General features: G+C 38.4%; 21 protein-coding genes, 1 tRNA gene and 1 riboswitch. Of the genes, 19 read left to right on the plus strand and 3 right to left on the minus strand.

Annotation, left to right across the window (positions count from 1 at the left end; all coding sequences use genetic code 11):
- Positions 1-14 precede the first annotated feature (14 nt).
- The 3 genes from AC3QLY_RS02580 to AC3QLY_RS02590 all read right to left on the minus strand — a co-directional run bounded on the left by AC3QLY_RS02580 (position 15) and on the right by AC3QLY_RS02590 (position 2,145).
- Positions 15-1,358: an APC family permease gene (locus AC3QLY_RS02580; RefSeq protein ID WP_218331303.1), complete on the minus strand. Its 1,344-nt coding sequence runs from the start codon at positions 1,356-1,358 to the stop codon at positions 15-17.
- A 192-nt stretch (positions 1,359-1,550) separates the two neighbouring features.
- Positions 1,551-1,874, minus strand: a complete 324-nt coding sequence (locus AC3QLY_RS02585) for a hypothetical protein (RefSeq protein ID WP_492990503.1) — start codon at positions 1,872-1,874, stop codon at positions 1,551-1,553.
- Positions 1,843-2,145, minus strand: coding sequence for a TMEM175 family protein (locus AC3QLY_RS02590; protein WP_492990505.1), 303 nt, complete (start codon positions 2,143-2,145; stop codon positions 1,843-1,845). Before AC3QLY_RS02590 ends, AC3QLY_RS02585 begins: the two co-directional genes overlap by 32 nt.
- Positions 2,146-2,242: 97 nt before the next feature.
- A riboswitch (cobalamin riboswitch) is annotated at positions 2,243-2,433 on the plus strand.
- A 133-nt stretch (positions 2,434-2,566) separates the two neighbouring features.
- On the opposite strand from AC3QLY_RS02590, the gene AC3QLY_RS02595 reads away from it, so the two are divergent.
- The 19 genes from AC3QLY_RS02595 (at position 2,567) to hsdR (ending at position 20,253) form a co-directional block, all read left to right on the plus strand.
- Positions 2,567-4,501, plus strand: coding sequence for a TonB-dependent receptor plug domain-containing protein (locus tag AC3QLY_RS02595; RefSeq protein WP_492990507.1), 1,935 nt, complete (start codon positions 2,567-2,569; stop codon positions 4,499-4,501).
- Between the two features lie 15 nt (positions 4,502-4,516).
- Positions 4,517-5,122: a DUF6580 family putative transport protein gene (locus AC3QLY_RS02600; protein ID WP_218331301.1), complete on the plus strand. Its 606-nt coding sequence runs from the start codon at positions 4,517-4,519 to the stop codon at positions 5,120-5,122.
- Positions 5,123-5,173: 51 nt separating this feature from the next.
- The gene (locus tag AC3QLY_RS02605) at positions 5,174-6,121 is read left to right on the plus strand and encodes an ABC transporter substrate-binding protein (protein WP_492990509.1); all 948 of its coding nucleotides are present in this window, start codon (positions 5,174-5,176) and stop codon (positions 6,119-6,121) included.
- Positions 6,108-6,323, plus strand: coding sequence for a cysteine-rich CWC family protein (locus AC3QLY_RS02610; protein ID WP_068244382.1), 216 nt, complete (start codon positions 6,108-6,110; stop codon positions 6,321-6,323). Before AC3QLY_RS02605 ends, AC3QLY_RS02610 begins: the two co-directional genes overlap by 14 nt.
- Positions 6,320-6,835 carry a bifunctional adenosylcobinamide kinase/adenosylcobinamide-phosphate guanylyltransferase gene (cobU, locus tag AC3QLY_RS02615; RefSeq protein ID WP_075051753.1) on the plus strand — a complete coding sequence of 172 codons (516 nt, stop codon included), beginning with the start codon at positions 6,320-6,322 and terminating at the stop codon, positions 6,833-6,835. Before AC3QLY_RS02610 ends, cobU begins: the two co-directional genes overlap by 4 nt.
- Complete coding sequence (locus AC3QLY_RS02620) at positions 6,835-7,578, plus strand: Dph6-related ATP pyrophosphatase (protein ID WP_287101440.1); 744 nt, start codon at positions 6,835-6,837, stop codon at positions 7,576-7,578. Before cobU ends, AC3QLY_RS02620 begins: the two co-directional genes overlap by 1 nt.
- A complete protein-coding gene (gene cobT / locus AC3QLY_RS02625; RefSeq protein ID WP_288095607.1) occupies positions 7,565-9,277 on the plus strand; it encodes a nicotinate-nucleotide--dimethylbenzimidazole phosphoribosyltransferase in 1,713 nt (570 codons plus the stop codon). Before AC3QLY_RS02620 ends, cobT begins: the two co-directional genes overlap by 14 nt.
- 22 nt (positions 9,278-9,299) lie before the next feature.
- Complete coding sequence (locus tag AC3QLY_RS02630) at positions 9,300-10,076, plus strand: adenosylcobinamide-GDP ribazoletransferase (protein ID WP_218331297.1); 777 nt, start codon at positions 9,300-9,302, stop codon at positions 10,074-10,076.
- Positions 10,077-10,085: 9 nt separating this feature from the next.
- Positions 10,086-10,688, plus strand: a complete 603-nt coding sequence (gene cobC / locus AC3QLY_RS02635; RefSeq protein WP_218331296.1) for an alpha-ribazole phosphatase — start codon at positions 10,086-10,088, stop codon at positions 10,686-10,688.
- A gap of 37 nt (positions 10,689-10,725) precedes the next feature.
- On the plus strand, positions 10,726-11,304 hold the full coding sequence (locus AC3QLY_RS02640; protein WP_075051813.1) for a MarC family protein: 579 nt from the start codon (positions 10,726-10,728) through the stop codon (positions 11,302-11,304).
- Positions 11,305-11,465: 161 nt separating this feature from the next.
- Positions 11,466-11,537, plus strand: a tRNA-Arg gene (locus tag AC3QLY_RS02645).
- A gap of 249 nt (positions 11,538-11,786) precedes the next feature.
- On the plus strand, positions 11,787-13,241 hold the full coding sequence (locus AC3QLY_RS02650) for a type I restriction-modification system subunit M (RefSeq protein ID WP_074419363.1): 1,455 nt from the start codon (positions 11,787-11,789) through the stop codon (positions 13,239-13,241).
- A gap of 1 nt (position 13,242) precedes the next feature.
- Positions 13,243-14,118 (plus strand): RhuM family protein, encoded by an 876-nt coding sequence (locus tag AC3QLY_RS02655; RefSeq protein WP_074419364.1) that lies wholly within the window; start codon positions 13,243-13,245, stop codon positions 14,116-14,118.
- A complete protein-coding gene (locus AC3QLY_RS02660) occupies positions 14,115-15,404 on the plus strand; it encodes a restriction endonuclease subunit S (RefSeq protein WP_179853199.1) in 1,290 nt (429 codons plus the stop codon). The genes AC3QLY_RS02655 and AC3QLY_RS02660 overlap by 4 nt, the downstream gene beginning before the upstream one ends.
- A gap of 11 nt (positions 15,405-15,415) precedes the next feature.
- Positions 15,416-16,387, plus strand: a complete 972-nt coding sequence (locus tag AC3QLY_RS02665; protein WP_074419365.1) for a virulence RhuM family protein/type II toxin-antitoxin system death-on-curing family toxin — start codon at positions 15,416-15,418, stop codon at positions 16,385-16,387.
- 102 nt (positions 16,388-16,489) lie between these two features.
- A complete protein-coding gene (fic, locus tag AC3QLY_RS02670; protein ID WP_492990515.1) occupies positions 16,490-17,371 on the plus strand; it encodes a protein adenylyltransferase Fic in 882 nt (293 codons plus the stop codon).
- Between the two features lie 30 nt (positions 17,372-17,401).
- Positions 17,402-17,770 carry a four helix bundle protein gene (locus AC3QLY_RS02675; protein WP_218331295.1) on the plus strand — a complete coding sequence of 123 codons (369 nt, stop codon included), beginning with the start codon at positions 17,402-17,404 and terminating at the stop codon, positions 17,768-17,770.
- Positions 17,771-17,800: 30 nt separating this feature from the next.
- Entirely contained in the window at positions 17,801-18,535 is a 735-nt protein-coding gene (locus AC3QLY_RS02680) for a DEAD/DEAH box helicase family protein (RefSeq protein WP_492990517.1), read from the plus strand.
- The gene (gene hsdR / locus AC3QLY_RS02685) at positions 18,448-20,253 is read left to right on the plus strand and encodes an EcoAI/FtnUII family type I restriction enzme subunit R (RefSeq protein WP_492990519.1); all 1,806 of its coding nucleotides are present in this window, start codon (positions 18,448-18,450) and stop codon (positions 20,251-20,253) included. The genes AC3QLY_RS02680 and hsdR overlap by 88 nt, the downstream gene beginning before the upstream one ends.
- Positions 20,254-20,379: the final 126 nt, after the last annotated feature.

Raw genomic sequence — 20,379 nt, forward strand, 5'->3', positions numbered from 1 at the left:
AATTCAATAAATATTTAAATAATGGTTTCTTTTCGGTTTTGTTGTTTTTTATGAAACAGAAAATACAATGCAATAAATCCAGCCAATACCAAAATACCAACCAGCGCTGTATCAGGACTGTGAATAATAATGCTGATACAAACAAACACATAGGCAGCAATAAAAATAAGCGGCAGTAATGGATATAATTTCATTTTATATATTCCGGTGCCATCTAAGTGTTTTGTTTTTCTTCTTAAAATAAAAATGGTAGCACTGGAACCCACCATACCAAACGAATCTAAAAAAATAGTGAAATTTAAAATTCTTTCAAAGGTTTGGGCAAAGAATAAAATTACAATACACATTGCAGCAAATACCGTTAAAGAAACAGTTAACACCTGATTTTTATTATTTTGAACAGCAAATGCTTTAGGCAATGAACCTTCATCACTCATTGCATACATGACTCTTGGATTGCTAAGCAATAAGGCATTTACATAAGAAAGAACACCCACAAACAAAAAGAATGAAAAAATTTCAGCACCTCGAATACCAAATACATTTTGAATTAACACATAAGCAATTTCTGTTTCATTTTTCATCTGATGAAAACCGATAACCCGATAATAACTCAGGTTTACCAATAAGTACAATACAATAATGATGGTAATGCCCATAAAAATACCACGGGGCATATTTTGGGCCGGCTTGTTGATTTCATTACCAAAATTGATGGTTTGCTGATAGCCTCCATAAGTAAACGATACAGCTATGAGACTAATCCCTAAACTTTGAATCCAGCTCATATGTGGAGTGCTATCAGCCATAACACTTGCTGTTGCTACTGCCTGATGATATGGAAAAAACAAGGCCGCAATGAGTACCACTATCATTCCTATTTTAATTAGCATTAAAATATTTTGAGCCTTTGCACTCATACGCAAACCCATTAAATTAATACCATAAAACACTAAAATAGCCCCGGCACTGATAATGGCTTTATCAATATCCGTCCACTGATGACCGGGAAACAATTTTGTAATATAACCACTTCCTATTAATGCAACGCCACTTAGTGATGCAGCATTGCTGATTAAAATGATACAGTTAATGGCAAACGCAATACTAGGATGATAGGCTACTGAAAATATTTTATAATACCCGCCGGTAACCGGGTAACGGCTACCTATTTCCGCATATGTTAAAGCACCACAAAAAGCTATCAATCCACCCAATATCCATGCAGTAAAATAAACAGATGGCGTAATGGCATCCTTGGCAGAAGTAGCGGCGGTTCTGAAAATACCCATTCCAATTACCAGCCCTACTACAATCATGGTAAAGCTAAACAAATTCAGTTGTTGTTTTCCCTGCATGTTGCTAAAGTATGGCACTCAATATAGTAAAGAAATCAATGAAACACAGAAAAAGCTGTTCATTCTATAGGCCACTTTCTATCCATGCATAAATAGCAGGATAGATACCACCCTAAAAACCGACCCATGAATTGAACATAAAGCATCATTTTCCGGCAATAAGCAATGGCACATATCTGTTCAAAAAACAGCTCAATATATTGGTTTAGAAGTTGAGATGATTCTTTTTTCAATACGCCTGTCCGGCACAATCCAAATAACAGCTACTACCCCATATAAAAACAAAGCCACCCAGGCATTCCAAAATCCAACTGCAATGGCAATAATATAAATATAAACTGAAACTTTTCCCTTAACATCATTGTTTATGACTGCAGCTAAAGCAGCCTCTTTTCCATGCAATGCAATTAACGTACGAACCAAAATAAAGTAAGCAATGGCATTCATTAATAACACAAAGCCATACAATACCACCGGTAAACTTTCAAAATGATTTTCCCATCCATCCCGACACAAATGGTACCAATGACAACCAAAAAAACAAATACAAATTTTCAATAATATTTTGCCGTTTACAAGCGCAACACTTTGCATTAAATAAATGGTGGTGGTTACTCCAGTAAATTCCAATATAAATAAAACTCAAAATATAACTTAGCAATACCGGCCATATTGCTTGTAATGCACTAAATGTAGCAGTATGTGGCACTTTAAACTCTAACACCATTATGGTAATAATTATGGCTATTACGCCATCGCTAAAAGCTTCCAATCTTCCTTTTCCCATGGTGAATCATTCGGTGAAAAAAATGAAATTAAATAAAAAATGTACAATTCAAAGCAATTACTATTTTTGCCTTGTATTTGGTTCTTTTTATTGCATTGCAAGCCATTCTTTCAACGGTATGCATTGTGATAGAAGGATTAAAAGGGAAACCGGTGTAATTCCGGTGCTATCCCCGTAGCTGTAAGGGCCTCAGTAAAAGAGAAAGCGATAACAACCACTGTTCCTAAAACGGAATGGGAAGGTGCTAAAGCCCCAAGCCAGAAGACCTGCCAGATACAGCCTCATTGAAAAATGAGTTTGTCATTCACGGCTTTCGGGTGAAAAGCATGGAATGTAAAAGACTGTCTGCAGCAGTCAATTATATTTCTCCGTTTTTTTGTTTTCCTGAAAGCTCATTGTTTCATTTTAAAAACAATCAACAATGAGCAAAAAATTAACGCTCCTTCTTACATCCATAGCTTTGGGCTATGCAGCTTTTGCACAACAAGACTCTATGGCCACCCGCCAGTTAAACGAGGTGGTAGTAACCGCTTCTAAAACACCTATTAAAGAATCAGAAACGGGTAAAATTGTAACCGTAATTGATCAAAAAACCATTCAAAACCATGCAGGCAGCAGTTTAGCTGCATTGTTGAATACACAGGCAGGTTTTTTTATTAATGGCAGCAACAATGCATTGGGTACTAATTTAGATTTGTACTTCCGTGGTGCTTCTGGAGGCAATATGTTAATTGTGATTGACGGAGTGCCGGTGTACGACCCCTCACAAATCAACAATTCATTCGACCTGAATAATATTCCTTTAGACCAGGTAGAACGTATTGAAATTCTGAAAGGCGGACAAAGTACTTTATGGGGCAGCAATGCCGTTGCAGGTGTTATTCAAATTTTTCTAAAAAAAGAAGCCAAAAAGAAAATGGCCCTGAATGCCAACGCATCTTATGGCACTTATAACACTTTCAATAGTGGTGCCGGCATTAGCGGCTCGCTTAAAAAATGGGATTATTTGGTGCAGTACAACTACATTAAAAGCGCCGGTTTCCCTGCTGCTTATGATAGTACGGGTAAGCAGAACTTTAAAAAAGATGGTTTTGAGCAAAGCAGCGTAATGGCTGAAACCCGTTACCATTTTTCACCTTCATTAACAGCAAAAGCGTTTGGCAATTTTAGCCATTACCAAACCGATTTACCTGCCGGTGCTTTTACCGATGAAAAAGATTATACCCTTAACAATAAAAATAATTTGGGTGGACTGGCATTAGATTTTCAACACAAAAAAGTAAACTGGACTTTACAGGGAAGTTACCAGCAGACCAACCGCCATTATGTAAACGACAGCACTTATGTTTCGAGCCCTTATTACAATTATTCGAACCAGCAATATAACGGCAATACCACTACGTTAGAAACCTTTGGCAGTATCCGTTTCCAAAAACATATTCGCCTGGTTTCGGGTATTCAGTACCAACATCAAAACACCAGCCAAAGCTATTTCAGTACCGGACCTTACGGACCCTACACCTCTGAACTGGGAAAAGACAGCGCCAATGTTAACCAGCTTTCGGCGTATGCCTCTTTGCTGTTGCTGAATATTCATGGGTTTAATTTTGAAGCCGGTGGCCGCGTTAACCACCATTCCATTTATGGTAACAATGCAACTTATACCCTTAATCCCTCATTTGTAATTGATGAAAATACCAAGTTATTTATTAACATTTCATCAGGCTATAATATTCCTTCGTTGTATCAATTGTATAGCGCTTATGGCAACAAAAATTTAAAACCTGAAAGCAGTACTACTTATGAAATTGGACTCCAAACCCAAAGCACAGATAAAAAAATGAGCCTGCGCCTTGCTGCATTTAAAAGAGATACCAAAAACCTGATTATTTTTTATACCGATGCCAATTACAACAGCTACTACATCAATCGCGACCAACAACACGACTATGGCTTTGAAGTAGAAAGCAATACACAAATTGGTACAATTGGCACCTGGAGTAATAATCTTACCTATATTGACGGGCATGGCATTCAAAATGGTGTTAGTGTAAACAACCTGTTCCGACGTCCTAATTTTGTGATGAACAGTGTACTTACCCTTTCGCCCGTAAAAGGCTTTACCATTGCACCGGCCTTTAAATACGTAGGTACTCGTTTAAAAGGGCCTTATGATATTGGACCTGATTTACAGCCCGCTTATTATACTGTTGACTGTTTTATCAGCTACCGGGTTAACAAACAAATTCGCCTGTTTACTTCGCTCAACAATATTACCGACCAACAATATTTTGATATTGTAGGCTATAACAGCAAACGCTTTAATATGATGACAGGGGCTTATTTTAACTTTTAAATTAAAACAATCGTTATGTCTATTCAAAAATTCAATCCGGCAACAGCAATTGTATTGTTGTTTATTTTATTAGCCGCTGCTTTGCGTATTTGGAATGCAGGCAGTACCCTATCGCCTTTGGCCAATTTTACGCCCATTGGTGCCATGGGGCTATTTGGTGGTACTTATTTCAATCAGCCCTGGAAAAAATATGCATTTCCTTTAGGTGCTCTTTTTTTTAGTGATGTGATAATGATGCATACCATTTATGCAGGTTACGGTAACGGGTTGCTGTACAAAGGATGGATATACACTTATCTTGCATTTGCAGTAATTGTTTTAATAGGCACATTGATTAAGCATGTAAAAATGAGTACGGTAATCACCGCGGCATTTGCGGCTGCACTGGCACACTGGATTATTACAGACTTACCCGTTTGGTGGTTTGGTGGATTAGATATCAGAAACGGCCAACGCTTACAGCGCAATTGGGATGGGTTTGTTCAATGTTATGTTCAGGCTTTACCCTTTTTAAGGAATATGCTGGTAGCCAATATTGTATACGGCGCCATTTTTTACGGCAGTTTTGAATGGCTGCAAAAAAAATATCCGGCCTTATCAGTGCATGCGGTTTCAAAATAATAAACGTACAGGGCTTGCTGCAGTAGCCCTGTTTTTTCTTAAACCCATACTATGCTAAAAATTGTTTCCTTTTTGCCGGCCGCCACACAAATGATATATGATATGGGCCTCGACCATATGCTCTATGGTATTACCTTCGAATGTCCTGAACCTGCCCTTTCTCAAAAACCCAAAGTGGTTCGCTGTGTTTTAGAAGACAACCATTTAAGCAGCACTGAAATTGATACTATTTTTTCTGCTGCGAAAGCATCGGGAAAAAGCTTGTATTATGTGGATGAAGATTTACTCCAACAAATAGACCCCGATATTATTTTTACACAGGATGTTTGTGAAGTATGTCAGATTGATACGGCCTGCACTGCCGCTGCCATTGCCCGATTGAAGAAGCAACCACAGTTAATTGCCTTAACACCGCAAACACTGCAGGATGTGTATCAAACTGCCATCACTATTGCTACTGCCATAGGTAAAGAAGAAAAAGCATATCAGTACCTGGCACAACTGCAACAAACCACAAACCATATTTTAGATAAACTTCGTCAGCACCAAATGCCGCTTAAAACCGTGGCATTGTTGGAATGGATACAACCCATTTATAATTGCGGACATTGGATTCCTTACCAGATAGCCATGGCCGGTGGCATAGACATGCTCAGCCATCCCGGTGGCGATTCCATTGTTACCCCCTGGAGCAAAATTGTACGTTACAATCCGGAAATTATCATCATTGCACCCTGTGGCTTTTCCATTCATCGTGCAAAAGAAGAAATACATCTTTTAACTCAATTTCCGGAATGGAATGGTTTAAAAGCAGTACAAAACCGGCAAGTTTATCTGGCCGATTTTGATTTGTTTACCCAACCCAGTGCCGGAACACTTGTTAACGGTATTGCCTTGCTGGCAGCATTATTTCATCCCCAATTATTTCAGATTCCTGCATCATTGCAACATAAATATCTTCAGCTTTATCCCCAAACCTTTGCTTATGCCACACCATGAAGAAAAATTATGCGCCCGCTGCCAGCAACCTTTTGAATGTAAAGTGGGCGATATAACCCATTGCCACTGCACTGAAATTACATTAACAGATGCGGAAAGATCTTTCATTGAAAACCGTTACAGCGATTGCCTTTGCAAAGCATGTTTATTGGCACTAAAAAACAAATATATTTTATTTAAAGAAAAATATTTTTTACCATGATTATTTTAATAACCGGTGGAGCCAGGAGTGGCAAAAGTAATTATGCGCAAAATCTGGCATTAAATATGAGCAACAGCCCGGTTTATGTTGCCACGGCTAAGGACTGGGGAGATGATTTCACCGAAAGAATTCAACACCATAAAAATAACAGAGGAAAAGAATGGATGAGTTATGAAGAAGAATTTGAAGTGAGCAAACTGCCTATTCAGGAAACAGTTGCAGTAATAGATTGCATTACGCTATGGCTTACCAATTTTTTTATCAAAAACCAAAACAATATTGATACAGCACTAATAGAATTTAAAAAAGAAATAATAGCCATCCATCAAATGCCGGGTACTTTTATCATTGTAAGCAATGAGATTGGAATGGGTGTTCATGCAGAAACGGCCATTGGCAGAAAATTCACGGATTTACAAGGCTGGGCTAACCAATTCGTGGCCTCACTGGCCGATAAAGTGATTTTTATGGTGAGTGGTATTCCTGTAATCATAAAAGAAACAAATCAATAATGGCACATCTATCTGTTTTTAACTGGAGTGGCGGCAAAGACAGTGCATTGGCACTTTATAAAGTTTTTCAAAATACTGAATGGCAGGTTGGCGCATTACTTACCTCTGTAAATCAAACTTATAATCGGGTGTCTATGCACGGTGTTAGAAGTATATTGTTAGAACAACAGGCTGCCGCCATTGGCATACCGTTAGTAAAATTATTACTGCCAGAACAACCTGATATGGATACCTATAACAGACTGCTCACCAATACCATGCAACAATTCAAAGCACAAGGGTATACCCACTCCATTTTTGGCGATATATTTTTAGAAGATCTGCGCAACTACAGGGAAGAAAAATTAGCAGCAGCCGGCTTTCAGGCACATTTCCCTTTATGGAAACGCAACACTATTGAATTGGTGCATGAGTTTATTGATCTCGGCTTTCAATCTATTATCGTTTGCACAAAGGCAGAACTGTTAGATGAAAGTTTTGCAGGCAGAATCATTGATCATGATTTTCTGAAAGACCTTCCCGCAAATGTTGACCCATGTGGCGAAAACGGTGAATTCCACAGCTTCGTTTTCAATGGCCCTATTTTTAGGCAACCCATCCCGTTTACCATTGGCGAAAAAGTATTGCGTACCTACAACGCACCTAACAATGCAAGTAACCCCTGTTCATCACAAAATCATCAACAAAACCAGATGGGCTTTTGGTTCTGCGATTTAATTCCTGCTAACCATGGAACTATTTGATGTATTCAATAAAAGAAGAGATACCCGGCATTTTACCAATGATGTTGTTCCGGATATGGTATTAGAAAAAGCACTGCGGGCAGCACACATGGCTCCATCTGTTGGATTAAGTGAAGCCACCAAATACTATTTGCTATTAGAGCAGCATATCAAGAATGCTATTCACGAACTATTTCAAAGCGAAAACCAAAAAGTTGAAGCAGAACTTTTACACAACACTGCTCTGTTACAACAGTACAAAAAATTAAAACTGGAAGCAATTAAAGAATCGCCCGTTGGATTAATTATTGCAACTGATTATAGTGTACTGGAAAAATTTACCATTGGCATTTCAGGCACTGCCGATACCCTGCAATGGAGCAGTGTTTGTGCTTTACAAAACCTATGGTTATCATTAACTGAAGATGGATTTTCACTCGGTTGGGTATCTATTCTAAATTTTACGGCATTTAAAAATTTACTGAATATACCGGCGCATGAATACCCATTGGGATATTTTTGTATTGGGAAACCGGCAACCGATTATGGACAACAACCCATGCTGCAAAAAGATGGCTGGAAGTCCAAATCAAAAAATTCGGAAGTAAAAGAAATTAAACAGTTATATCCTACTGCAAGTAATGCTGCAAACTTTCAATTCAGTAAAATTGCCGGAACAAACAATACTTTGCTCAAAGAAGCACTCATCAAAAAAACAAATGGCAAAACCAAACCCGTAGGTGCATTGGGTATATTAGAGTCCATTGCAGTTAAAGTTGGATGTATACTGGAAACAACTGCTCCGGAAATAAAAAATCCGAACATGATTATTTTTGCGGCTGATCATGGTATTGCTGCAACCGGACTGGTAAATCCATATCCGCAGGTAGTTACACAACAAATGGTTCGCAACTTTTTACAAGGTGGTGCAGCCATTAATGTTTTTTGCAGGCAAAACAACTTAAAACTTACCATTGTTGATGCAGGTATCAATTGCGTTTGGAAAAATGAGGATTTAGCATATCCCAATTTTACAGTGAGCAAAATAAATATGGGTACTAAAAATTATTTGGAAGTACCTGCAATGACCAAAGACGAGTTGGTAACCTGTTTACAAAAAGGGAGGGAGTATATTCTCCAACTAAAACAACAGCAATGCAATACAATTGCCCTTGGCGAAATGGGCATTGGCAATAGTTCATCGGCAGCACTTATTATGCATGGCTTATTAAATATTCCTTTAGCAGCATGTGTGGGAAGAGGCACTGGCACAAATAATGACCAATATCAAAAAAAATTGAAAGTATTGGAAAAAGTGGCTCATCAATACCACCTCCATCATAACAATATCGACCCTTTACAACTTTTACAACTAATTGGAGGATTTGAAATTGCCATGTTAACAGGCGCTTACTTGCAGGCGGCTGCGGAAAAAATGGTGATTATTGCTGATGGATTTATTACAACAGCAGCATTGCTTGTAGCAAAAAAATTACAGCCAAATGTTACAGATTATTGCATAGCATCACATCTTAGCAACGAAAAAGGTCATCAGCAAATGTTAGCCTATCTGCAATTACAACCATTGTTGCAATTAGAATTACGTTTAGGTGAGGGAACCGGTGCAGCATTAGCCCTTCCCTTAATCCAGTCGGCTATTGCTATGCTGAATGAAATGAATGATACCGATTCCTTTCAAATCAACGGACCTTCCAACTAAATTAAATTTTTTATTTGTATACATGAAGAAGCAAATACAATTTTTTTTTACTGCATTAATGTTTTTTACCCGATTACCGGTTCCAAAAAATATTAACCACAACCAAAATTTACTGCAACAGTCGGCTCGCTATTTTACCTGGGTGGGTCTCTTGGTTGGTTGCATTACTGCAACTGCATATTATGTTTTCAGCCTGCTGCTGTCTGCACATCTTGCCATTGCTTTTTCTATGTTAACAGGTATTTTAACTACAGGTGCTTTTCATGAAGACGGCTTTGCAGATTGCTGTGATGCATTTGGCGGAGGCTGGACAAAAGAAAAAATTTTACAAATTATGAAAGACAGCAGGCTGGGTACTTTTGGAGTAACCGGCTTAACAGGAGTATTGGCATTGAAGTATTTGCTATTGGTTGAAATTAGTCCTCAAATTCATAGCAAATACTTTTTACTGCTTTTTCCATGCGCACATGCTGCCAGCAGGTTTATGGCCATTGTTATCATGCAAACAAGTAGTTATGTACAGGATACAGATACCAGTAAATCAAAACCATTGGCTAATAGAAAATTAACCGTTATTGAAATAGCAATTGCTATTGCAGGAGCCTTAATTCCATTTTGTTTTCTTCCCGGCATTTGGCTTGTTACATTAGTGCCCATGTTATGGGTAACATGGCGGGCTGACACATATTTTAAAAAATGGATAGGCGGTTATACAGGCGATTGTTTGGGCGCCACCCAGCAGGCTACTGAAGTTGTTTTCTATATTGCTGTTTTGATCATAGTTAACCACCTGCATTAAATATATAAAATGATCATTTATTTAATACGTCATACCACACCTTCTATACCAAAAGGAACCTGTTATGGTCAAACTGACATTGAACTATCCCATACTTTTGCTGAAGAAGCAGCAACCCTTGCAAAATTTATTCCACCACTTAGTTTTAAGGTATACAGCAGCCCCTTACAACGTTGCAAATTATTGGCTAAAAAATTGTTTCCGGATGTGCCCACTCAATACATACCTGAATTAATGGAAATAAACTGTGGCCAATGGGAAATGAAATTTTGGGATGATATTCCAAAGGAAGAACTCAATACCTGGATGTTCGATTTTGTAAATTGCCCCTTCCCAAATGGTGAAAGCTATATACAGTTCCATGAAAGAATATCAAAATGTTTTCAGCATATTACATCCAACCCAAACTATCCTTTGGCCATCATTACCCACGGTGGTGTAATCAGAAGTATTTTATCCTATCTTACCCAAACACCCTTGCAAAAATCATTCGAAATTTTTAATATACCATATGGTTGCATCATTCAACTTACCTTACAAAACAATCAAAGCAGCTGGCAATATTGTTACAATCCACAACCAACACAAACAGAACAACACAGACCTGCTTAATCGTTTTTTGATTGTACCTTAGCAAAAACCTAACCGAATGACGATTCATTTCGACCAGCTCATTACCGTAACATTTACCTTGTTTGCGGTGATTGATATTGTAGGCTCCATTCCACTGCTCATTTCTTTAAAAGACAAAATGGGCGATATTCGTTCGTCCAAAGCCACACTGGTTTCGGGCGGCTTAATGATTTTGTTTTTATTGGTGGGCCAACAGTTTTTAAGTATTCTCGGTTTAGATATCCGCTCTTTTGCAGTGGGTGGGTCCATCGTTATCTTTTTATTAGGTTTGGAAATGGTATTGGGCCACGAAATATTTAAAGGCGATGCCGATGCTGCCTCGGGCACTGTGGTTCCCATTGCATTTCCCATCATTGCCGGAAGCGGAACCCTTACTACCATCATGTCGCTCAAAGCCAACTTTCAACAGGGTTATATTTTAGCAGGCATCCTCATTAACCTGGTCATCGTGTATATTGTACTTAAATCATTGAAATGGATTGAGCATGCCCTCGGAAAAGCAGGCCTGTTGGCTGTTCGCAAATTTTTTGGGGTAATATTATTGGCCATTGCCGTAAAAATATTCAGCAGCAATATTGGGGCATTCGGCAAATAATACTTTTGTTACCGGCTTTGGCTATGCTATTGAGCTTCCGTTGCGTCGCACCCTTGTACGTTCTGTTCATAGCGCAGCTTTGGGTATCACCGCAACAGTTTATTCAGAATTATTGACGTTTCAATAGCCGAAACATTTATTTTTGCGGCCGAACAACTACAGGCCTCGTAGTACAATGGATAGTATAAGAGTTTCCGAAGCTCCAGATCCAGGTTCGATTCCTGGCGAGGCCACAATCTACCCTTTGAAACCCTTATTTTAGCTGTAAATATACAAAATCAGGGTACAAAGAAGGGCCGATTTATTATGACACTGAGCCAATCCTTAACAATACCTCAAAACAAATTTTGACCTCTCCCCAAAAAATTAAACAAGAAAAAATTATAAATATCCTGCCTTAACCCCTTAATACCCCCACCCAAATAAACGAGCGTTTTTTTGCCTACTTGTTTTATATTTGAAAGATTAAATATGCAAGTAGAATGTTTGAACAAACCTTTAAAAATATTGACGATATACTTCACAAAGACGCAGGATGCGGCAGTGAATTGGATTACGTGGAGCAAACCTCCTGGATTTTGTTCCTAAAATATTTGGACGACTTAGAGAAAGACCGTGCCACAGCAGCCGAACTTACAGGAAAGGCATACACGCCTATTATTGACAAAGAATATCGCTGGACAACCTGGGCTGCACCTAAAAACAAGGACGGTAAACTCGACCACCACAACGCTTTGACAGGTGACGACCTCACCGACTTTGTAAATGGCAAACTCTTTAACTACCTCAAAAAGTTTAAGCAAAGTGCCGAAAGTGCCGACACCATTGAATATAAGATTGGCGAAATTTTCAGCGAACTGAAAAACCGAATCCAAAGCGGTTACAACTTACGGGAAGTGATTAACCTCATTGACCAGTTGCGTTTCCGCACCCACGCAGAAAAGCACGAAATGAGCCACCTCTATGAAGACAAGATTAAAAATATGGGCAACGCTGGGCGTAACGGTGGCGAATACTACACGCCTCGTCCGCTCATTACGACCATTGTAAAAGTGGTTGCCCCTAAAATTGGCGACAAAATTTATGATGGTGCTTGTGGCTCTGCTGGCTTCCTGTGCGAAGCGTTCAATTATCTCAAGTCACACAAATCGCTTTCCACCAAAGAAACCGAGATACTTCAAAAGAAAACCTTTTACGGCAAGGAGAAAAAATCGCTGGCTTACATATTGGGTGTAATGAATATGATATTGCACGGTGTGGAAGGTCCTAACATCATACACACCAACACGCTTGCCGAAAACCTTGCCGACATACAGGAAAAAGACCGCTATGATGTGGTGCTTGCCAATCCACCATTTGGTGGAAAGGAACGTGCTGAAGTGCAACAAAACTTTCCGATAAAAACAGGCGAAACCGCTTCACTCTTTTTGCAGCACTTTATTAAAATTTTGAAAGCAGGTGGCAAGGCGGGTGTAGTAATCAAAAACACATTTTTAAGCAATACCGACAATGCCACTGTTGCCATACGCAAAACCTTGTTGAAAAACTGCAACTTGCACACCGTGTTGGATTTGCCCGGTGGCACTTTTACCGGTGCAGGTGTAAAAACCGTTGTGTTGTTTTTTGAAAAAGGAAAACCCACGCAAAAGGTTTGGTTTTACCAATTGAACCTCGACCGCAATTTAGGCAAGACAAACCCACTCAACGAAAACGATTTGGCGGAGTTTATTGAACTGCAAAAAACCTTTGCCGATAGCGAAAACTCTTGGACGGTAAATGTGGCAGCCATAGACCAAAGCACTTTTGATTTAAGCGTAAAAAACCCGAACAAAAAAGAAGAAATTACGCTACGCCAACCGCAAGCCATTTTGGAAGAAATGAAAGCATTGGATGAAGAAAGTGCGGAGATTTTGGAATCTATTAAAAGTCTGATCTAATATGAAAGACGAAATTGTATTATACCGGCCCGATGCACTTGCCGAGCATATTGAAGTTAGGATTGATGAAAAAACGGAAACCATTTGGCTAACCCAACAGCAAATTGCTGATTTATTTGGCACGCAACGACCCGCCATTACCAAACATTTAGGAAATATTTTTAAATCGGGCGAATTAGACGAAAATGTGGTTAGTTCCATTTTGGAACATACCACCCCTCACGGTGCCATTAAAGGCAAAACACAAAAGTCCAAAGTGAAGTATTACAATATAGATGCCGTATTATCTGTGGGTTATAGGGTAAATTCTGTCCGAGCTACCCAATTTCGCATTTGGGCAACCAGAGTTCTCAAGGATTACTTGTTAAAAGGCTATGCCCTAAACAATCGAATGAACAGAATGGAAGACAATGTGGAAGCTATTTCAGAAAAAGTTAACCAAATTGAGCTGCAAATAAATACGCACCTTATTCCTACCCAAGGTGTATTTTTTGATGGGCAGGTGTTTGATGCTTATGAGCTGGCATCAAAAATTATCCGATCGGCAAAGCAAAGCATAGTATTGATAGACAATTACATAGATGAAACCACCCTCACCCATTTGGCAAAAAAGAAAAAGGGGGTAAACGTGCTGCTGCTCACCAAAACCATCACTAAACAATTACAACTGGACGTGCAGAAAGCCAAAGCACAATACGAAAACTTTGAACTAAAAACCTTTACCCATAGCCATGACCGTTTTTTAATTGTTGACAACAAAGAAGTGTATCATTTGGGAGCTTCACTCAAAGATTTAGGTAAAAAATGGTTTGCTTTTTCGAAACTGGAAGCCAAATCGGTAGAAAGTATTTTAAACTCAATTTTGGAAATGATATGACTTTCGACAAGCTCAAGTCCCAAGAAGGACCACAAAAAACAAAGGCAGGTGCGCCAAGTCGAACCTGGGAAATAAAGAAGTTGGGGGAAGTTTCAGAAATTCTAAATGGTGGAACTCCAAAAACCAATATTGCAGAATATTGGGACGGTGATATTCATTGGATTACTCCTGCGGATTTAGGAAAGCTAACGAAACCAACAGTTAATAATACTCCTAGAAAAATCTCAAGGTTAGGTTTAGAGAAATCTTCTGCAAAGTTGTTTCCTGAATACTCAGTAATACTTTCAACGAGAGCACCAATCGGACACTTGGCAATAAATGAAGTTCCGATGAGCACCAATCAAGGTTGTCGTGGAATTGTGCCGAGCAAAAAACTTGACACTTGGTTTTTATATTATTTCTTGAAAAAGAATGTTGATTTACTTGATAGTTTAGGAACTGGAGCAACTTTTAAAGAGCTTTCAACAAAAGCACTTGCCGGAATTGAAATCCCCCTTCCCCCACTCCCCGAACAACAACGCATTGTTTCCATTTTAGATGAAGCCTTTGCCGCCATAGCCAAGGCAAAAGCCAATGCCGAACAAAACCTCAAAAACGCGAAAGAACTTTTTGAAAGCTATTTGCAGGGGGTGTTTGAGAAAAAGGGTGATGGTTGGGAAGAAAAAATGTTAGAAGAATTAGCAGACGAAAATTGCACCCTTTCTTACGGAATAGTTCAACCTGGTGAAGAATTTGAAAATGGTTTGCCAGTAATCAGACCAACTGACTTAACAAGCAGATACATAAAAGTTGAAGGATTAAAAAAAATTGACCCAAAATTGGCTGATGGTTACAAGAGAACAAAATTAATTGGAGATGAATTGTTTTTATGTGTTCGGGGAACAACTGGAGTAGTTTCAATTGCTACCCCAGAATTGAAAGATGCCAACGTGACAAGGGGCATTGTTCCTATTCGTTTCAATTCAAAAATTATCAATCAGGAATTTGGATATTATTTGCTCATTTCAAACTATGTCCAAAAGCAAATTAGAGCAAAAACCTATGGTGCAGCATTAATGCAAATCAATATTGGCGATTTAAGAAAAATTCTTACTCCTTATCCATCACTCAAAGACCAACAACCTATCGTCCGCCAATTAGATGCCCTGCGAACCGAAACGCAAAAGTTGGGAGGGTTATATCAAAAGAAAATTGATGATTTGGAAGAACTGAAAAAATCAATCTTGCAGAAAGCATTTGCAGGAGAGTTGAAAATGGATAGTGTAAAAGTTGCACAAATAGCATAAATCAATGGATAATGAATGAAATAGTCATATATACAACTGCTGATAAAAAAACTGAAGTAGAAGTTCAGTTTGATGGTGATACCGTTTGGCTCAACCAAAGGCAAATGGCTAAATTGTTCAACCAAACCAAGCAAAACATAAGCCTGCATATTAATAACTGCTTTAGAGAGAAGGAATTAAACAGAAAGGCAACTGTCAAGGAATCCTTGACGGTTCAAAAAGAAGGTAAACGGAACGTAACACGCAAGATAGAATATTACAATCTGGATGTGATTATTTCAGTAGGATATAGAGTAAAATCAGTAAGAGGCACACAATTCCGCCAATGGGCAACCCAACGCCTGAAAGATTATTTGGTAAAGGGCTATGCCATTAATCAAAAGCGATTGGAAGAATTGGGAAAAATGGTGCAACTGATTGAACAATCAGGCAAAGCGGAAACCTTGCAATTGCACGAAGCCAAAGGGCTGTTGGACATTTTGAGCCATTACACCAAAAGTTTTGTATTGCTCAATCAATATGACAGCCGCAATCTACAAACAAGCAACTTAAATGAAAACATTACCTATGCAATTAGGTACGAAGAAGCCATAACCGCCATAACAGCGTTGAAAAAGCAACTCATGGGAAAAAAAGAGGCAACGGACTTGTTTGGAAAGGAGAAAGACAATGGTTTCAAAAGTTCGTTAGAAAGCATTGTACAAACTTTTGGCGGGCATTACTTATATCCAAGCATAGAAGAGCAGGCGGCTCATTTGCTGTATTTTGTTATCAAGAATCATTCTTTCAACGATGGTAATAAACGCATCGGAGCATTTCTATTTATCTGGTTTTTAGAGAAGAATAAACACCGTTTCAAACAAACAGGTGAATTAAAAGTGAACGACAATGCACTTACAGCCATTGCTTTGTTGGTAGCGCAAAGTGCCCCCGAAGAAAAAGAACTAATGATACAACTAATCATTAACCTAATTAGAGACTAATATGAACGAAGCAGAAAATAGAGCAGAACTCATAGACCCAAAGCTAAAAGCTTGTTGTTGGGGCGTTATTAAATGGACAATAAACCTCAATTAAAAAAGTAAATGAGCAGCACAAAAATATCCATACGATTTTTTGACGACCGGGAAGTACGTGCCTTATGGGACGAAGAAAACGCTAAGTGGTGGTTTTCGGTATTGGATATTGTTGCCGTGCTTACCGACCAGAACGATTATGCCAAAACCCGCAACTATTGGAAATACCTGAAAGCCAAGCTAAAGAAAGACGGCAGTGAAGTGGTTAGTGCCACTACCCAGTTGAAATTACTCGCTCCTGATGGCAAAAAACGCTTGTCTGATATGCTTGATTACAACGGTATTATTGCCTTGGGTAAAGAGTTTCCAGGCAAAAAGGCAAACCGGTTTATTGAATGGTTTACCTACAGTGATGAAAGTATTGACGGAAAAAGTAAAACCAAAGCGTATGCCTTATTTGACAGTTCATTTATCAACAGCATAGAAGTAGGTACCACTAAAGGATTGCAGCAAATACACGGCTACTTATTTGGCGGTTTGTATGACTTTGCAGGGCAAATCAGGCAGAAAAATATTTCAAAAGGTGGTTTTCAATTTGCAATGGCTCGTTTTCTTGAAGATACACTAAAGCAAATAGATGAAATGCCTGAAAACACTTTTGATGAAATAGTAGCCAAATATGTAGAGATGAATGTTGCTCACCCATTTATAGAAGGCAATGGCAGAAGCACCCGAATTTGGTTAGACCTGATATTGAAAAAACGTCTGAAAAAATGCGTGGATTGGAGTAAAATCGGGAAAGCTGAATATATGAACGCAATGGTAAAAAGTCCTGTAAACAGTAGTGCTTTGAAAAAACTACTCAAAAACGCTTTAACCACCGAAATAGATAGCAGAGAAATGTTTATGAAAGGAATTGACTATTCCTATTACTACGAGGAGAACAATTGAAAATTGATAATTGAAAATGGAAAGTTGAAAATGATGGAAAAGAAAGAAAATATCGTAATGAACAAATCGTATGTGTTTGCATTGCGGATTATAAAATTATACAAGCATTTGTTAGCGGAACAGAAAGAGTATGTGTTGTCAAAACAAATATTGAGAAGCGGAACTGCAATAGGTGCTTTAGTTAAAGAAGCTGAACACGCCCAGTCAAAAGCAGACTTTATCAACAAAATGAATATAGCTTTAAAAGAAGCCAACGAAACAGAATATTGGTTAATGCTGTTAAAAGATAGCGATTATTTAGACGAAAGAAGTTTTCAATCTATTCATTCTGATAGTTCAGAACTTATTAAGCTTTTAGCAAGCATCGTTAAAACTTCTAAACAAAACAATGGCAAATAATTTTCAACTTTCAATTATCCATTTTCAATTATGAATGAGGCAGAAACAAGAGCAGAACTCATAGACCCCAAGCTAAAGGCTTGTGGTTGGGGCGTTGTGGAAGGCTCTAAAGTCCTTCGTGAATACAACATTACAGCAGGTAAAATTCAAACAGGTGGTGGCAGGGGCAAAAGAGAAACTGCCGATTATGTGTTGGTTTACAAAGGAATCAAATTGGCAGTAGTTGAAGCCAAAAGTGATGAATTAGAAGTGGGCGAAGGTGTAATGCAAGCCAAAAAATATGCGGAAAAACTTCAATTAGAAACCACATACAGCACCAACGGAAAAGCCATTTACCAAATCTGTATGAAATCAGGCGAAGAAGGTTTGGTAACAGATTTTCTAAGCCCCGAACAACTTTGGAATAAAACTTATTCAATTGAAAATGGACAATTGACAATTGAAAATGAATGGCGAGAAAAGTTTGCGAATGTGCCGTTTGAAGATAAAAGCGGCACCTGGCAACTTCGCTACTATCAGGAAATAGCAGTGCAAAGGGTAGTTGAAGCCATTGCACAAGGCAAAGACAGAATTTTACTCACCCTTGCCACAGGAACGGGAAAAACAGCCATCGCTTTTCAAATTGCGTGGAAACTGTTTCAAACCCGTTGGAATCTTTCAGTAATTGAAAATGGAAAATGGAAAATGAAGGCTATGAAAAAGACAATTTTCAGCTTTCAACTGTCAATTCTCCATTATACCGAAGACCGAGAATTTTATTTTTAGCCGACAGAAATATATTAGCCGACCAAGCCTACAATTCGTTTTCTGCATTTCCTGAAGACGCATTGGTGCGTATAAAACCCAACGAGATAAAGAAAAACGGAAAAGTGCCCACCAACGGCAGCATTTTCTTTACCATTTTTCAAACCTTTATGACTTCACCAATGGAAAATGGAGAATTGAAAATGGAAAATGACCCGGACAGTGAAAATAATTCTCAATTTTCCACTTTCAATTTTCAATTATATCCGAAGGATTATTTTGATTTTATCATTATTGACGAGTGCCACCGTGGCGGAGCAAATGACGAAAGCAATTGGCGGAGTATTTTAGAATATTTCAGTCCGGCAGTGCAATTGGGTTTAACAGCCACACCCAAACGAAAAGACAATGTGGACACTTACCGCTACTTTGGCGAACCAGTTTACATCTATTCGCTGAAAGAAGGCATCAATGACGGTTTCTTAACACCATTCAAAGTAAAACGCATTAAAACCACGCTGGACGATTACTGCTACACTTCTGATGATACCATTGTGGAAGGCGAAATTGAAGATGGCAAACTCTATGAAGAAAAAGACTTTAACCGCACCATTGAAATTATAGAAAGAGAAGCCAAAAGAGTAAATATCTTTTTAGATGAAGCCAACCAAAACGAAAAGGCAATTATATTTTGTGCCAATCAAGGACATGCAGCATTGATAAGAGATTTGGTAAACCAAAACGCCAAAAGTAAAGACCCATTTTATTGTGTTCGTGTTACAGCCAATGACGGAGAAGAAGGCGAAAGATTGTTGAGAGAATTTCAGGATAACGAAAAGACAATACCAACTATACTGACCACTTCGCAAAAACTTTCCACGGGTGTAGATGCAAGAAACATTCGAAATATCGTGTTGCTTCGTCCCGTTAACTCAATGATTGAGTTTAAACAAATCGTAGGTCGTGGCACACGATTGTCTGACGGCAAAGAGTTTTTCACCATTTACGATTTTGTAGATGCTTACAAACACTTTTCAGACCCCGAATGGGACGGAGAGCCAATTAGAGAAGAACCAAGCAGTGTAAAAGAAGCAAAGGGCGAGTATAAACCAAGAGAACCAAAAGAACCGACTGAAACAGAACGCAAACAGAAAATAAAAATCAAACTGCGAAACGGAAAAGAAAGGGAAATCAAACATATGGTTTCTACTTCGTTTTGGAGTGCAGACGGCAAACCCATTTCAGCAGAAGAGTTTTTGAATAACCTGTTTGGTGAGTTGCCTAAACTTTTCAAAGACGAAGAAGAATTGCGGAAACTTTGGAGCAATCCAATTACCCGAAAAGGTTTATTGGAGAATTTAGATGCAGCAGGTTTTCCAAAAAACGATTTACTGACTTTGCAAAAGTTGGTAGATATGGAAAAAAGCGACTTGTATGATGTGTTGGAATACGTTTTCAATGGCGACTATATCGCAATGACAAGAGAAGCCAGAGCTAAAGCAGCCGAAGCGACCATTTTTGCCTTACTCAACGACAAACAAAAAGAGTTTATCACTTTCGTGTTGAGCAAATACGTTGAAACAGGCGTTGACGAACTCGACCAAGAAAAACTACCTATCTTGCTGACAAACAAGTATCAATCATTAGAAGATGCGAAAGAAATTTTGGGTGATGTGACTAACATTAGTAGGCTTTTCATCGAGTTTCAACAATTTTTGTATCAGAAGAGAATTGCATAGGAGATTACTCATTTAATATTTAACCTAAGATATTTCCAAGACATTTTAATATATATTTAAAATTAAATATAATGTGAATTAGAGAAACTCTTCAAAAAAATAAATACAAATTCATATAAACTTTTA

The sequence above is a fragment of the Hydrotalea sp. GW822-HT8A01 genome, from assembly GCF_058798575.1.

Coding starts and splice junctions, on each gene's coding strand:
- AC3QLY_RS02580 (WP_218331303.1), bottom strand. CDS start 1,358: ATGCAGGGAAAACAACAACTGAATTTGTTTAGCTTTACCATGATTGTA.
- AC3QLY_RS02590 (WP_492990505.1), bottom strand. CDS start 2,145: ATGGGAAAAGGAAGATTGGAAGCTTTTAGCGATGGCGTAATAGCCATA.
- AC3QLY_RS02595 (WP_492990507.1), top strand. CDS start 2,567: ATGAGCAAAAAATTAACGCTCCTTCTTACATCCATAGCTTTGGGCTAT.
- AC3QLY_RS02600 (WP_218331301.1), top strand. CDS start 4,517: ATGTCTATTCAAAAATTCAATCCGGCAACAGCAATTGTATTGTTGTTT.
- AC3QLY_RS02605 (WP_492990509.1), top strand. CDS start 5,174: ATGCTAAAAATTGTTTCCTTTTTGCCGGCCGCCACACAAATGATATAT.
- AC3QLY_RS02610 (WP_068244382.1), top strand. CDS start 6,108: ATGCCACACCATGAAGAAAAATTATGCGCCCGCTGCCAGCAACCTTTT.
- cobU (WP_075051753.1), top strand. CDS start 6,320: ATGATTATTTTAATAACCGGTGGAGCCAGGAGTGGCAAAAGTAATTAT.
- AC3QLY_RS02620 (WP_287101440.1), top strand. CDS start 6,835: ATGGCACATCTATCTGTTTTTAACTGGAGTGGCGGCAAAGACAGTGCA.
- cobT (WP_288095607.1), top strand. CDS start 7,565: ATGGAACTATTTGATGTATTCAATAAAAGAAGAGATACCCGGCATTTT.
- AC3QLY_RS02630 (WP_218331297.1), top strand. CDS start 9,300: ATGAAGAAGCAAATACAATTTTTTTTTACTGCATTAATGTTTTTTACC.
- cobC (WP_218331296.1), top strand. CDS start 10,086: ATGATCATTTATTTAATACGTCATACCACACCTTCTATACCAAAAGGA.
- AC3QLY_RS02640 (WP_075051813.1), top strand. CDS start 10,726: ATGACGATTCATTTCGACCAGCTCATTACCGTAACATTTACCTTGTTT.
- AC3QLY_RS02650 (WP_074419363.1), top strand. CDS start 11,787: ATGTTTGAACAAACCTTTAAAAATATTGACGATATACTTCACAAAGAC.
- AC3QLY_RS02655 (WP_074419364.1), top strand. CDS start 13,243: ATGAAAGACGAAATTGTATTATACCGGCCCGATGCACTTGCCGAGCAT.
- AC3QLY_RS02660 (WP_179853199.1), top strand. CDS start 14,115: ATGACTTTCGACAAGCTCAAGTCCCAAGAAGGACCACAAAAAACAAAG.
- AC3QLY_RS02665 (WP_074419365.1), top strand. CDS start 15,416: ATGAATGAAATAGTCATATATACAACTGCTGATAAAAAAACTGAAGTA.
- fic (WP_492990515.1), top strand. CDS start 16,490: ATGAGCAGCACAAAAATATCCATACGATTTTTTGACGACCGGGAAGTA.
- AC3QLY_RS02675 (WP_218331295.1), top strand. CDS start 17,402: ATGATGGAAAAGAAAGAAAATATCGTAATGAACAAATCGTATGTGTTT.
- AC3QLY_RS02680 (WP_492990517.1), top strand. CDS start 17,801: ATGAATGAGGCAGAAACAAGAGCAGAACTCATAGACCCCAAGCTAAAG.
- hsdR (WP_492990519.1), top strand. CDS start 18,448: ATGGAAAATGAAGGCTATGAAAAAGACAATTTTCAGCTTTCAACTGTC.